This window comes from Prevotella sp. (assembly GCF_036570325.1).
In the GTDB taxonomy this organism is placed as follows: Bacteria; Bacteroidota; Bacteroidia; order Bacteroidales; family Bacteroidaceae; genus Prevotella.
The window spans coordinates 318,677-333,256 of sequence record NZ_DATCYK010000056.1 but is presented as its reverse complement, the minus strand read 5'-3'; the positions used below and the strand labels follow the sequence as shown (position 1 = coordinate 333,256).

The 14,580-nt window shown below is 47.4% G+C and carries 8 protein-coding genes; 4 read left to right on the top strand and 4 right to left on the bottom strand.

All coding sequences use genetic code 11. The features are described 5' to 3' along the window. Positions 1-34: 34 nt before the first annotated feature. From VIR50_RS05515 to VIR50_RS05500, 4 genes are all read right to left on the bottom strand, one after another. Complete coding sequence (locus VIR50_RS05515) at positions 35-1,384, bottom strand: MFS transporter (RefSeq protein ID WP_331934137.1); 1,350 nt, start codon at positions 1,382-1,384, stop codon at positions 35-37. Positions 1,385-1,464: 80 nt separating this feature from the next. Beyond that, a complete protein-coding gene (locus tag VIR50_RS05510) occupies positions 1,465-2,631 on the bottom strand; it encodes a glycoside hydrolase family 130 protein (RefSeq protein WP_331934136.1) in 1,167 nt (388 codons plus the stop codon). Between the two features lie 66 nt (positions 2,632-2,697). Next, positions 2,698-3,762, bottom strand: a complete 1,065-nt coding sequence (locus VIR50_RS05505; protein WP_331934135.1) for a glycoside hydrolase family 26 protein — start codon at positions 3,760-3,762, stop codon at positions 2,698-2,700. A gap of 56 nt (positions 3,763-3,818) precedes the next feature. Next, the gene (locus tag VIR50_RS05500; RefSeq protein WP_331934521.1) at positions 3,819-5,111 is read right to left on the bottom strand and encodes an acetylxylan esterase; all 1,293 of its coding nucleotides are present in this window, start codon (positions 5,109-5,111) and stop codon (positions 3,819-3,821) included. A gap of 1,030 nt (positions 5,112-6,141) precedes the next feature. Here VIR50_RS05500 and VIR50_RS05495 point away from each other — a divergent pair. From VIR50_RS05495 to VIR50_RS05480, 4 genes are read left to right on the top strand one after another with little or no spacing between them, the layout of a single operon-like run. Beyond that, a complete protein-coding gene (locus VIR50_RS05495; RefSeq protein ID WP_331934134.1) occupies positions 6,142-9,426 on the top strand; it encodes a SusC/RagA family TonB-linked outer membrane protein in 3,285 nt (1,094 codons plus the stop codon). Between the two features lie 24 nt (positions 9,427-9,450). Further along, the gene (locus VIR50_RS05490; protein WP_331934133.1) at positions 9,451-11,184 is read left to right on the top strand and encodes a RagB/SusD family nutrient uptake outer membrane protein; all 1,734 of its coding nucleotides are present in this window, start codon (positions 9,451-9,453) and stop codon (positions 11,182-11,184) included. Between the two features lie 33 nt (positions 11,185-11,217). Further along, positions 11,218-12,534 carry a glycan-binding surface protein gene (locus VIR50_RS05485; RefSeq protein WP_331934132.1) on the top strand — a complete coding sequence of 439 codons (1,317 nt, stop codon included), beginning with the start codon at positions 11,218-11,220 and terminating at the stop codon, positions 12,532-12,534. Positions 12,535-12,553: 19 nt separating this feature from the next. Beyond that, on the top strand, positions 12,554-14,524 hold the full coding sequence (locus tag VIR50_RS05480; RefSeq protein WP_331934131.1) for an IPT/TIG domain-containing protein: 1,971 nt from the start codon (positions 12,554-12,556) through the stop codon (positions 14,522-14,524). Positions 14,525-14,580: the final 56 nt, after the last annotated feature.

The following is a 14,580-nucleotide window of genomic DNA, read 5'->3' as shown; positions in this document are numbered from 1 at the left end:
AAACGATCCTCTATACCGTTACAAAATTTCCCACCTATTTATTAATAGGATATTTACGAATCAAAAAGAGCATAATAACCGTGATGAAAGCCGGGAACAGCGAGAATAATGACCACACCATTGTCAATACCGAGTCCGTAATCGACGCAGGGTCAATCATCGGGGCGCCAAACTGATCGGGAATCATACGTGCACCGGCCAAACCGAGAAGCAACGCTATCAGCGAACCTGATATGGCTGTACCAAACTTCTGCGCCATTGTGCCCGAGGAGAAGATAAGTCCCGTAGATGATGTTCCGTTTTGCTCAGTGGCGTAATCGGCCACATCCGCATACATGGACCACAACAACGGCGAGTAAATACCCACACCGGCAGAAGTAATAACGACAATAGCTATTAATATCCAAATGCTTGAAGCCTTCATGGGCACAAAGAAGAAGAGAACCGAAGTGATGAGACAAATCCATGCGGCCAGCATGAATGTCTTTTTCTTGGAGCCAACCATAGCTGTCACTTTAGGCGACAAACCACCGAATATCATACAAGTAACCTCACCAAAGGCCATAAACACCGTGTAATTAATAATCAATCCACTCATTGTGATGTCTCCTCCCAAGCAGTATTGGAATAAATAACCCGCTACCGCATAACGGAAACCGTTGAAGAAATTGGTACTAATGGCAATGAGTGTCATGTATATCCACGGCTTGTTCTTAAACAAATCGGAGAACTGACGCAGCGAGAATTTCTCCGCACGAATAGGCTTGAGGCGCTCCTTGGTCAAGAGCCCGCAACCTAAAGTCATCACAGCGGCCAGCACACCGAAGAACGCTCCCAACACCGCATACTGATGAGCGTCGCATCCTCCCACGAATTTCTGCAAATAAGGGAACGACAGCAAGGTGACAAATCCCATGGCATAAGCACCTACCATGCGATAGGAGGAGAACTCGTTTTTCTCATTGTCATCATCTGTCATCACACCCAAAAGCGAACCATAAGGCACGTTCACCATCGTGTAGACAGCCATCATCAGCAGATAAAGCGTATAAGCATACACTCGTTTCAGGCCCGGCTCCAAATCAGGAGTATAAAGCAGCAGGGCAAAAACCAAGCCCAAGGGAACGGAACCAAAAATAATCCAAGGCCGGTAGGTACCCCAGCGTGAGCGGGTACGGTCGGCCAAACTTCCCATCAACGGGTCGGTCACCACGTCAAACATTCTTGCTACGAGCATTAACAAGGCCGCATCGGCAAACGTAAGGCCGAAAACGTTGGTAAAGAAAAGGGGAAAGGCTATCGACATGACCTTCCATGTGATACCGCCCGCGGCCGCATCACCCATGGCATAGCCTATTTTCTCAATGAATTTTGTTTTAGACATAAGGCAATTTGCTTTAATAGATTAATCGGACCGTAAAAATACTACTTTCCTACGGTCCGACCTTATCTATTCCATAATTATTAATATTTTTTATTCTTAGCTATCAACTGCTTGATAGTCTCCACCGAAGCCGACGACCTGAAGCCATCTTCAGGAGTGTTCTTACAGTAATCTATCAACCGGTCTATTGTCGAAGTAGCCACGTGCATGCGTGTATCAGAAGAAGCATAGTAAATAAACACCCGTCCATCTTCATCGGCAATCCAGCCATTGGAGAACACAACATTCATCACGTCACCGATATATTCCTCACCCTGCGGCACGATGAAATAACCTCCGGGTTGAGCGATGACCCGAGTAGGGTCGTCAAGCGCCGTCATATACATGTAGAGAACATAGCGCAATCCAGACGCACAGCCTCTGACACCATGGGCCAAATGCAACCAACCTTGGGGCGTCTTGATAGGATGAGGGCCTTCTCCGTTCTTCACTTCCATGATGGTGTGATAATGACGAAGGTTGATAATGCGCTCCTCTTTTACCTCAGCATGCGTAATATCATCTACCAGCGCCCAACCAATGCCGCCACCTGAACCCGCGTCGATAAAGCCATCTTGCGGCCGGGTGTAGAAAGCATACTTACCATCAATGAATTCCGGATGCAACACTACATTGCGTTGCTGCGACTTCGATTTCAAATCGGGCAATCGCTCCCAATTAACCAAGTCCTTTGTACGGGCAATGGCAGCCGTGGCGGTGGCCGCGCTCAAGTCCCCGGGCTGCGCGTCGTCATGACGCTCAGCGCAGAACACGCCGTAAATATATCCATCCTCATGGGCCGTCAGTCGCATGTCGTACACGTTGGTAGCCGGAATCACGTCCTCGGGCATGGTGATAGGCTCATCCCAAAACTTGAAATTATCAATTCCGTTGGGACTTTCCGCCACGGCGAAGAAGCTCTTACGATCGGCTCCCTCCACTCTTACGACCAGCAAATACTTGCCATTCCACTTGATGGCTCCACTGTTGAGCGTGGCATTCATCATAATGCGCTGCATCAGATAAGGATTATCGCTCTCACTGAAATCATATCTCCACTCCAACGGAGTATGTTCCGCAGTCAAGATAGGGTTCTGATAGCGAGTGTAAATGCCATTACCAAATGGCTCGGCGATATTTTCTTTCGTCAGCAACTGCTCATGACGCTGGCGCAGCTCGGCCAGTCTTTCTTTAAAATCAGTCTTCATAGATTTGTCTTTATATACGTTTGTATCGTTTAATAATACGCGTGTTTACCAATACTTTCTCTGCTCTTACTTCTTTATTTTCGCAATGTCGTTCACGAAAAGTGTTTTCTTTTCCTTGGCGAACTTCACGAAATCAGGAGCGGCAGCCTCACCCTTGGCAGGCAGGTAATGTTCCTTCACCGAATCCCAAGCATTGCGCCAAAACAGTACATAGCTCAGCTTGTAGTCGCGAAGCACGGGCCAAAACGTCTGAGTAAACCAATTCGGGTCTTTCACTTCCTGATAACCGGTCTCCGTCAACGCCGCTATCTTATTGTGTTGTGCGGCAATCACCGCGATTTCGTCCAACGATGTCTTCAGCGCGGCGGCATACTTAGCGTTATCTTGGTCAAACTCATAAACGTCAACACCCAACACGTCCACGTACTCATCACCCGGATAATACTTCATAAAGTCATCATATCCGGCATTGGGTGAGTAAGCCCACACGATATTATCGCACTTGTATTCGCCCGAAAGCTTATGGTAGGTAAATGTGAACAGGCTTTTATACTCCTCGGCGGTACAATGTGTGTTGCCCCACCAAAACCATCCGCCGCTCATTTCATGCCAAGGACGGAAAATAACGGGCACTTTCACGCCATCGGGTGTCTGCAGGGAGTTGATAAAATTGGCCACCAAGCGCAGCCATCCCTCAAACTTACGATGCTCGCTGCCACCACGCAACACCTGACGAACGGCGTTTCCTTCCGTGTTCCAAGCTGTCTTTCCGTTAACAGGATTGTGAGGGTGCCAACTAAGCGTAACGACTCCACCGCGCAGATATTGGTCGACTATCTCCGACCGCATGCGATCAAACGTCACACCATCGAGATTTTTGCCATTTTCCAACTCAATCTCACCCAAGTCAAAGCCCATAACAGCGGGATAGCTGCCTACAAGCTCTTTGACATCGCTGCGCTGCTTGTCCCATTTCCACGTTGTTCCGTACACGGGATCGTCCTGATGGCCGATCATCACTCCTCGCTTCTGAATCTTCTTCAAACGCTTAATCAGTTTCTCCGCGGGTGTCTGTGCCCACAAACTGGTGGCCAAAAACAAGCCACTCAATACCATTGTTATCTTTTTCATGTTTGTAGTTTGTTTATTTATACCTTATTATATATGGTTCCACACATTATTATATATTACTCCACGCCCAATTGCTTGCGCAGATAATCCTGCCACTCGTCCCACTGCTCTTGGTACCAAAAGTGGCCCGTTTGCTGATAAATGCTCAATTGCTTGGGCGCTTTCACTGTGTTATAAAGCCCGTATGCCGACGTAGGAGGCACCACCTCATCGTTGTAGCCAAAGGAATACCATCCCGGAACGGTAATGCGATGGGCAAAGTTCACACCATCATAATAGCCGGCACCGGCCAATCGCTCCGCCAAAGAAGCCTCTTTATTCTCCTTCGATTCGGAATAGAAATAATGGGGCCAACCTCCGGCCACATGGTTCAGCTCTGCCTCATAGTCGCACATGGCGTCATGAACCGCTGCCAAGAACGTAATGCGCTTATCCAACGCCGCCACTGCCAACGAGAGAAAACCTCCCTGACTGGCTCCCGTCACACCTATCGTCTTGCCATCCCATTGGGGCAACGATGCGATATAGTCCACGGCACGCACGGCTCCCGTCACAACCCGCTTATAGTAGTTGCGATGAGGGTCTTCCAAGTTCACGTTCCAATAATTATTCAGTGCGCCGGCCAAGAGGTCATCGTACACTTTCTGCTCCATCGTAACGGGTATTCCGTGAATTCCTATCTCCAAAACGATGGCCTTACCGGGCGCCGTATAGGTGTCACCGCTATAAGGACGCACGCCCGCACCGGGCACACGAAGCAGTGCCGGATACTTACCGGCCTTCACGGGAACGGAGAGAATGCCATACATGCGCGAGTTCCACTGGTTATTTACATAGCTCACCTCATACACATTATTAGATTCGGTGCAACGCTCGGGCAGCAATCGCATGGTGGGGTTCAAGCCATTCTTCCGTGCTTCGCCCAATGCACCCTGCCAAAAAGCCTCAAAATCACGCGGGCTTTTCGCATAAGGACGAATTTTCTCGGGCGAGAACGCCACCGTGCACAGCCCTTCATAGGCCTTACCGTTCACATGGGCCGTCACTTTCAGCCTATAGAAGCCCGGACGGTCAAGGGAACCCGTATGTTGCATTTCGCCTTTCGACAAGACGGTCGACCGCTTCTCACGCGGATACATCTCCGGTCCGGCCTCGTAATCCACGCTCACTTGCGACAACAAAGTGCTCGACTTGAGTACGCTCACCTTAAAACGAGCCTTCTCCCCCACCTTATAATTCCAATCGGCATGGTCGGGTTGCACCAACACTACAATATTATTACCTCTGATTTGCGCACTGACGGCCAGCGCCAAGCAGAGCAAAAATGATAAAAACAGATTTCTTTTCATCATGAATGATACAAGATACAAGAGTTGATTGATTAGTAATATAAATTCTACGCAAAATTAATCAGAAAGTTTAAGACCCACTGATACTATCTTGACCAAATCTAACACTTTGATGCAAAACCCACATCTTAATTGGGAAATATCTTTACAAACGACCTCAAAAAAGTGGACTTATTTTAAAATACTTTTCCTTCAACCCTAAAAACGACAAAAATTCACGCTTTTACAATTCTCTAATTACCAGCAACTTACACAACTATTTATCCATAGCCTTCCTTTAATTACACCTTATTATATATACTTTAGCCCCATCAAGACGCCACTATGAGCCCAAAAGAAGCCAACTATAACATCACCAAAGGGCCACAACCACAGAACAACAACACTACTTTGGCTACACAAAACGCCAAAAACAAGACCTTCACAAGCCCACCAAGCCACCCTCGCAAGCTAAATGAGAAAGAAAAGCCGACAAGAAAATAGACCATAGAATTTTACAAAACACCGATATAAAGCCTACCGACGGCAATATGAAAAATAATCTGATAAAAATTTGGAAGATGAACAAAAAAAGCATAAATTTGCGGTGTTGATATGTGAATATCATACGATAAACAAACTGTCGAATAGAGATTAAAACAAATCAAAGCAAAAAGCAAACAGAAGATTCTTAGCATTTAGCAAAAAAGTATCAGTATTTATCAATATTGTATCATTGCTATTTGTATTTTATCTCTATCTTTGCACAAAATAGATTAGGTGTACCAAACAGAGCCTTTACGCTCTGCCTACCCCCACCTACTATCTTGGCAAACATTGGGGAACCAACCATTCTCCGCTCCTACATGACCTAATAAAATAAATTAAATCATATATCAAAAAACTGAAAGGAACAAACTATGGAATCAGAATCATCCTAAAACAGCTATCATCGCATTAGCTGACAGATCAAAAAAAAGAAAACTAAAATTGTAAACCTAAAAAAACAAGGCACATTAAGACATGTGCCGAAGACCTAAATTTAAAATGTATGAATCCAAACAGTAAAGTTACGTTGCTTGCGGGATTGTGCTCACTCACCATGTTGGGCTACGCTCCGCATACGTTCGCGGCCGGTGCGATGAATACTCCGGCCATCGTGCAACAAGCAAAGAAGATTACAGGTACCGTTTCCGACGCACAAGGTCCGATTATCGGTGCTACTGTTAAGATTAAAGGTTCGTCTACCGGCGTCATCAGCGACTTAGACGGAAACTTCACTATCAACGCCGCCCCGGGACAAACCATCGAGATTTCTTATGTGGGTTTTGTCACACGCTCTATTAAAATAGGTAATCAGACCAATTACAATGTCGTTCTTCAAGAAGATAATAACAATCTTGACGAAGTTGTGGTTGTGGGCTATGGTACCATGAAAAAGAGCGACTTGGCAGGTGCTTCCGCGTCAATGGACGAGAAAACATTGAAGTCGGCTCCCATGACCAACATCGACCAGAGCTTCCAAGGCCGCATTGCCGGTGTCAACGCCGTGCAGACTTCGGGTGCCCCGGGCTCTGCCATTTCGGTGAATGTGCGTGGTATCGCTACCATCAATGCTGGTTCTGAACCGCTCTACGTGGTCGACGGTGTTATCTTCCAAGGCGGAGGTAGCAATAGCGGAGCCTCTTACGGCTTGGGCGATAAGCTGGGTAACGGTGCCCACTCCACTATTTCTCCACTGTCAACCCTCAACCCCTCTGACATCGTTAGCGTGGAAGTATTGAAAGACGCTTCGGCTACAGCCATCTATGGTGCCCAAGGTGCCAACGGTGTTGTGCTCATCACGACCAAGAAAGGAAAGGCCGGTGAGGCCCGTTTCTCTTACTCCGGCTTGTTGACCGTACAGCGCCAGACCAAGCGTCTCGACATGCTCAACCTGCGTGAGTTTGCTCAGTACTATAATGATTTGGTCGACCAAGGTGAGCTTTCCAAGCCCGACCCCATCTACAGCGACCCTTCCATCTTAGGCAGAGGTACCAATTGGCAGGACGCCATCTTCCAAACAGCGCTCATGCACCAGCATGTTATCAACGCTGAAGGTGGCAACGACAAGGTAAAATACTTTGTTTCGGGTAGCTACATGGATCAAGATGGTACCATCATCGGCAGTAACTTCAACCGTTTCTCCGTACGTGCCAACCTCGACGCACAGCTCAAGAGTTGGTTAAAACTCGGCCTTAATGCCACTTACAGCCAGTCGAAGGATGACTTGAAGTTGGCCGACTCTAACCAAGGTTTGATATTCTATTCGCTCGTAACGCCTCCCGATATTCAGATTTACAATATTGATGGCGGCTACTCCAGCGTCTCTAAGGAAGGTTTTACCAATCCTAACCCCATCGCAATGGCCATGATGGACGAGATACTCCTCAAGCGTCAGACGCTCAACGGTAGTATCTACTTCGACGTGACGCCCATCAAGAACCTCACATGGCATACACAGTTCGGCTTCGATGTCAACGCATCAAAGGGTGACACCTACAACCCCATCGTACAGTTGGGCTCTTGGTATCGTCTTCAAAACGAAGCTCGTACACAGAAGAACAGCGGCAATTACTGGTCGCTCAGCAACTACCTGACTTATGCCATGCAGTTTGGCAAGCACGGTCTCACGGCCATGTTGGGTCAGGAATGCTGGGAATCAAACTACGATTATCTATCGGTCAGCAATACAGGCTTGCCCAATGACGCCGTTCACAACCCCGCTCTTGGAACCGCGGAACCCAAAGCAGGTGAAGGTTGGGGCAGTTCATCAATGGCTTCTTTCTTCACGCGCGAAACCTATAATTACGACGACCGCTATCTCGCTACTTACACCTATCGCTATGATGGTAGCTCTAACTTCGGTCCAAAAAAGCGCTGGGCCGGCTTCCACTCTTTGGCTTTGGCATGGCGTTTCACCAATGAAGAGTTTATAAAGAAACTTACCGGCAGCTGGTTGAGTAACGGTAAGCTACGCATAGGCTGGGGACAGACCGGTAACTCCAATATCGGTGGTTACAAATGGGGCTCGGCCATGTCTGTAATGGAGACCGGTTTAGGCGTTTCTTTCCGCCCTGCTAACTTGAAGAATACAAGTATCAAGTGGGAAACACAAGAGCAGTGGAACGTTGGTCTTGACCTTGGCTTCCTCGACAGCCGTATCAATCTGACCATGGACTGGTATCTTAAGGAATCAAAGGATATGCTTATGCCACTCAACTTGCCCTCTATCATGGGTACAAGTGGTAATGGTTCTTCCGCGCTTGCCGCTCCTTGGGGTAACTATGGTAACATTAGGAACACCGGTTTTGAAGTGGATTTGAAGACCAGACCTATCGTAAGCAAGGACTTCGATTGGAGTTCGGATGTCAATATCTCTATCAACCGCAACAAACTAGTTAGCCTTTCAGGCAGTACAGCGCTGCCCGGATATGGTCAATGGAATGACGCCGTAGCTCGTTCGGTACCCGGCGAGAGCTTGTTTGCTTTCTATGGCTATGAGGTAGACGGCGTTTACAAAAACTTTGAGGACCTTGTAAACTCTCCGGTCAATACGCTTCAGAAGAACAATCCTATCATCACAAATCCTGACGGCACCAAATCGTGGAGCAAAGATCCTACGGCTTATGCACGCACAAATACCACATGGGTAGGTGACTTGAAGTTCAAGGATGTTAACGGTGACGGTATCATCGACGAAAACGACAAGACCAACATCGGCTCACCACTGCCTAAGTTCACTTATGGTTGGAACAATACATTCCGCTACAAGAACTTTGACCTCAATATTTTCATCAACGGAACTGTTGGAAACAAGATTGGTAACTATACCAAAATGCTCGTTTCACACATGAATTCAGCATGGCAGAACCAGTTGAGTTCAGTAAAAGATCGTGCCATTTTGGCTCCCATCGATGGCGTAAAGGGTGATTTCTGGTATGACAACATTGCCAACCTTACTGTTGTCAACCCCAACACTTCTATTCCGAGAGCCTCTATCAACGATCCCAATGACAACGACGTATGGAGCTCACGCTACATTCAGGACGGTTCTTACCTGCGTCTGAAGAGTATCACATTGGGCTACACCTTTGATAAGTCTATCATTCAGAAGCTCAACCTCTCTAACCTGCGCGTGTCGCTCAACGCAACCAACTTGTTCACAATCAGTGGATATGACGGTTACGACCCCGAAGTGGGTGCCTCAACACAGAGTCAGTATGTAATGGGACTTGACAACGGACGCTATCCATTGCCGACAACATTCACATTCAGTCTGAACGCTTCTTTCTAAACTCGTTATAACATAGAACATTATATGAAAACCAAATCTATTAAATATATTGCGGCAGCCATGCTTCTCGGAGCAAGCATGACTTCTTGTGAGAGTTTTCTGGATAAGCCTGTAGCCGATAACTACAACACAGAAAACTACTACACATCGGATGAAGCCTGCATTTCGGGTGTTAACTATCTGTACAATTCACCTTGGTATGACTTCCAACGTGGCTTCATTAAAGTAGGTGAAGTGTTCTCCGGAAACATGTATATGGGTAGCAGTCCTTATCTTAACTTCAGTGTGAACGGTACGGACGCCGACCTGATCAACATGGCTTACTCGTTGTGGTCTGAGATCGGACACTGTAGCACGGTGTATGAGTCACTGAAAAATGCCACTGCTTCCGAGAAAGTTAAGAGACAATGTATGGGCGAATGCCTTACATGGAAGGCCATGGCCTACTTCTATTTGGTACGTACCTTTGGCGAAGTGCCCATCATTCACAACAATAGTGACATTTTGGCCAGCGGCGAATATCGCACGGCAAAGAAGGTTGAGAAAGCCGATGTGTATGAATACATCTGCATGACTTTGGAAAAGGCGATGGAACTCCTGCCAAAGGAGAAATCAACTACGGGTCATATCGACTATTACAGCGCCGAAGGTTTGCTGGCAAAGGTCTATCTGACCAAGGCAGGTGTCAGCGGTCAGCTCAACAAAGATGACTTGCAGAAGGCTGCCGAGTATGCGAAGGACGTGGTAGACAACTCCGGTAGAACGCTGTTGGCTAACTATGAGGACATCTTCCGTGGCAGCAAGAACATCAGCGACGAGAGTTTGATTGCATGGCGTTGGACTGTTGGTGCACATTGGACCAGCCAAAACACGCTGCAAAGCGACCTCGCGCCCGAAGGTTTTGATGAGAACGGCGACGTATGGGGCGGCTGGGGTGGCCCATCATACGACTTAATGCTGGCCTTTGGTGTGGATCCGAAGGACGATCCGTCGAAACGTATCAACAAAGACATCCGTCGTAAGGCTACCATCATGATGGCAGGAGATAGTTATAGCTACTTCTGGCGCGACCACACGATGAAGAATGGAAACAAGGGTTTCGACTATCTGCAGTTCTGGTATGACAAGAACTACAACAAAGCAGCCACAGGATTGTGCCAAGGTCCTTGCGGTGGTAACAACGTTAAGCACCTATATGGTAACAATGCTGACCATATCGCTGAGACAGGTATCACTCCTGCCCGTATGGCATACGCCGTAGCGACACATATTCTTCGTCTTTCCGACGTTTATCTTGTACTTGCCGAGGCTAAAGTTCTCATGGGTCAGCCTTCTGACGCCGACGCTTTGGCTGCGTTCAACGCCGTTCATCAGCGTGCCGTTCCCAACGACGTAGAGAAGAAATCGCTTACTTTTGACGATATATGGTTGGAGCGTCGCTTGGAATTTGCGGGCGAAGGTGACCGCTGGTACGACTTCGTACGCCGTTCATACTACGATGTAGAAAGCTGTATTAAGGAAATCAAGGCTCAAAAACGTAACGCCGTATGGAATTGCGACACTGCTTATAAGACCTACTTTGAAAGCGGCGTATGGAATCCCGCTGAGATTCAATATGATGAAGACACAGCTGCGCCTAATATCACAGCGGCAAGTTTCACTCTCCCCTTCCCAACAGAAGACGTTATTTTGAATCCTAACTTAGGCAGCGGAGCCACACCTATCCACGTGGATGTTCGTAGCACTTACAGTTATTAATCACTTTACCATTAAGAACAATTGATTATGAATATGAAAAAATATAGATGGACGCTGATGGTTATGCTGGCAGCAGTGGGCGCCGGACTTACTTCTTGCGAGGATGAACCTGACAAGTATGAAGTTGCAGACGGAACTCCTACCATCAGTTACATACGACCCGTTGACGTGAACAGCAAAGACTCATTGCTCACCGACGCAACAATGAACAGCACAATCTGCATTGTCGGAAATAATTTGCGTAGCATTACAGGGATAAACTTCAACGACCAGAAGGCCGTTTTGAACACAAGTTACATGACGGACCACACCATCATCGTAACGGTTCCCAAGACAATTCCGAGCCAAATCAGTGATAAGATGTACTTGATAACAAGCGGGAATGACACCATTCCTTACGATTTCAAGGTTACCATCCCCGCTCCTATCGTTTCTCAGATGACCAATGAATGGGCAAAAGCCAATGAAGAAGTTCAGATTATCGGTGACTACTTCCTCGACTATGACAACTTCCCATTGGAAATCAAGGTTGGTGAAAACTATACTTTGCCCCGTGAGAATATCAAATCTATCGCCAAAACAGCCATCACACTCACCATTCCGAAGGATATGCCTAAGGACTTTATCTATGTGAATACGAAATTCGGTAAGACAAAAGCCGCTTTCAAGTACATGGATAAGCGAGGATTGCTGTTCGACTTTGACACGCCATGGGATGGAACCAACGTTTTGGGTAACCACGGATGGCACAACAGACCTATTCAAGCTGACGACACATCACTCGAAGGCAAATATATGCTCATTGGTGACGCCGACTTGGACGCCGACGCTGCATGGAATGATGGCAGCTTCGCCTTTGAATATTGGGCCGGAACATGGAACCAAACCTTTGACGCAGATGGCCCGAAACTGAATAAGGTAGCCGACTTCTCTAACTGGAAGAACAAGAGCTTGAAGTTTGAATTGTATATTCCATCTTCTAATCCTTGGAAAGCAGGTCCCTTGCAGATTATATTTGCCGGCCCGGACAAGGTAACTTTGCCAACCGCCAACAACACTTACTTCCATAAAGAAGATGGTTGGCCACGTGCACTTTACCAGCCTTGGGTTGCCACAGGCTCATTCGACACCGGTGACAAGTGGATAACGGTAACGATACCATTCACCGATTTCAACATGGATTGGGACGGTAACAAGGCCACAGGCTCATTCGCAAGTGAAGAAGACTTTGCCAGCTTAATCTTGTTTGTGACCAAGGGTGCCTACGGAGATAAGTCCGTAACGCCTACCGGTCAAGATTGTCACCCCATTATCAAGATTGATAACATCCGCGTAGTTCCTAATAAGTAACTATAAACCATAATTAGATATGAAAAAACATTATAATATCGTAACCTTACTTGTGATAGCCCTCATGGGACTATCACTGGTAAGCTGCAGCAACGATGACCTCAATACCGATCAATACGGTAAAGAAATATCGCTCCTTTCGTTTGGTCCATGCCCTATCCTACGTGGTGGAACGCTCCACTTATTGGGTAGCCATCTCGACCAAGTGACTGAAATAGACCTCCCCGGAGCCGATCCTATTACTCAGTTTGAAGTTTTATCAAGCGGCGAACACAGCGAGATAACCATTCAGGTGCCCGCAGAGAAGTGTGAATCCGGCAAAATCATCCTCAAGACTGCCAAGGGTGGCACGATAGAATCTGTTTCTCCTATCACATATCGTGAAGATATTGTCGTTAAGGACTTCTACGTTGGTGCCAACACAAGCAACAAAGCCGGTAATGTAGGTGATGTTGTTACCATCACGGGTGACTACCTCAACCTCTTCAAGGCCGTAATCTTCGCGGATAAAGATACCGTAAAGGCAGAGCAGTTTGTCGCACACGACCGCTATACTATTAAGGTAGCGATTACAAAGGGAGCCAAAACCGGCGTATTCAAACTTAGCGATCTCGCCGAGACTCCTAATGAAATCGAGACCGAAAAAGCACTTACGGTTAATCTTCCTACGGTAACTTCACTCTCAAATGATAAGCCCAAAGCCGGTCAAAGCATTACCGTCAACGGCAAGAGCCTCAACCAAATTAAGGGAGTAACCCTGAAAGGCGCGACCATTGAGGAGAAAGACCTGAAGAAATCGGCAGATGGCACCAAGGTAACATTCGTTGTTCCCAACACAGCTAACGACGGTGAAGTACAGCTTCTCACTTATTCTGAGGTTTCAATACCCGCCGGAAGCATTACAACAGTTGTTCCTACCGAACTGACAGCTACTCCCGCACCCGTAAAGAATGAGGCTACCATCACCATCAACGGTAAAGACCTCGACCTTGTTACCACCATCAGCTATCCCAATGCTGAAGGAACGGTTAAGACGGTAGCTGCCAACAAGGTTACCTCCGTTGTTCCCGCAACAGCTCAAGAAGGTGACATCACCCTTGGATTGGCCAACGGTAAGACTGTAACAGTGGCCTACACACTTGTTAAGCCCAGCGTTACCAGCTTCACACCTAACACCATTGTTGCCGGCAACAAGGTCATGATGAGAGGTACTAACCTTGACTTGGTTGAGTCGGTTACCTTCCCCGGCGACGCAGACATCATGGCCGCCAAGGAAGAAACACGCATTACAGCCACAGCCATCGGCACCCTCATCCCGACAGCCGCTTATGGTAAAGGCTGCACTCTCAACCTCAAGAACGGTACAAGCGTGAAGGTTGACGGCCTCACTATCAACGCCGCAACCGATCCGGCCCTCAATGAGGAGAAGGTAGAAGCAGTCGTTGGCGAATACGTTACCGTACAAGGTAAGAACTTCAACAACGTAGAATCCATTTACATTGGCGACACTAAGATTACCAAGGTTAAGTCACGTTCCGACAACTCGCTGACATTCCAAGTTCCAACAACCCTCACCACTGGCGTTGCACAGCCATTCACAATGATTGGTCCCGATGGAACAAGATACAATGTAGGCCAGTTTACTCCGTTATCCGCAGAGAAGACGATTTGGACCGGCAGCTTCAACAACGCCGGATGGGCCGGTAATCAGGACTTGGCATGGGGCGCCTTCGATTGGTCTACCGCCAAAGCAGGTCAAGTTCTTACATTCTATGTGGAAGGCAACGACCCGGCAGCAGGTTGGGCTTGCATCAGCCTTCGCTACGGAGACGGATGGGGTAACATGCCCAATGACCAAATCAACCTGACAGGAAGCAGCACTGTTGCGACCTATACACTCACTCCTGAAGCCTTAGATCTGCTGATCAATAAGAACGGATTAGTGATAACAGGCGATGGAGTGACCATCAAGAAGGTTACATTGAAGTAATTTTCTACTTATTATTATCTTTGTGGCGTGGTAAAAAACTTACCGCGCCACAATCA

Bases quoted from the DNA above. Each gene is read 5' to 3' on its own strand.
- VIR50_RS05515 (WP_331934137.1), bottom strand. From the start codon at position 1,384: ATGTCTAAAACAAAATTCATTGAGAAAATAGGCTATGCCATGGGTGAT.
- VIR50_RS05510 (WP_331934136.1), bottom strand. From the start codon at position 2,631: ATGAAGACTGATTTTAAAGAAAGACTGGCCGAGCTGCGCCAGCGTCAT.
- VIR50_RS05505 (WP_331934135.1), bottom strand. From the start codon at position 3,762: ATGAAAAAGATAACAATGGTATTGAGTGGCTTGTTTTTGGCCACCAGT.
- VIR50_RS05500 (WP_331934521.1), bottom strand. From the start codon at position 5,111: ATGAAAAGAAATCTGTTTTTATCATTTTTGCTCTGCTTGGCGCTGGCC.
- VIR50_RS05495 (WP_331934134.1), top strand. From the start codon at position 6,142: ATGAATCCAAACAGTAAAGTTACGTTGCTTGCGGGATTGTGCTCACTC.
- VIR50_RS05490 (WP_331934133.1), top strand. From the start codon at position 9,451: ATGAAAACCAAATCTATTAAATATATTGCGGCAGCCATGCTTCTCGGA.
- VIR50_RS05485 (WP_331934132.1), top strand. From the start codon at position 11,218: ATGAAAAAATATAGATGGACGCTGATGGTTATGCTGGCAGCAGTGGGC.
- VIR50_RS05480 (WP_331934131.1), top strand. From the start codon at position 12,554: ATGAAAAAACATTATAATATCGTAACCTTACTTGTGATAGCCCTCATG.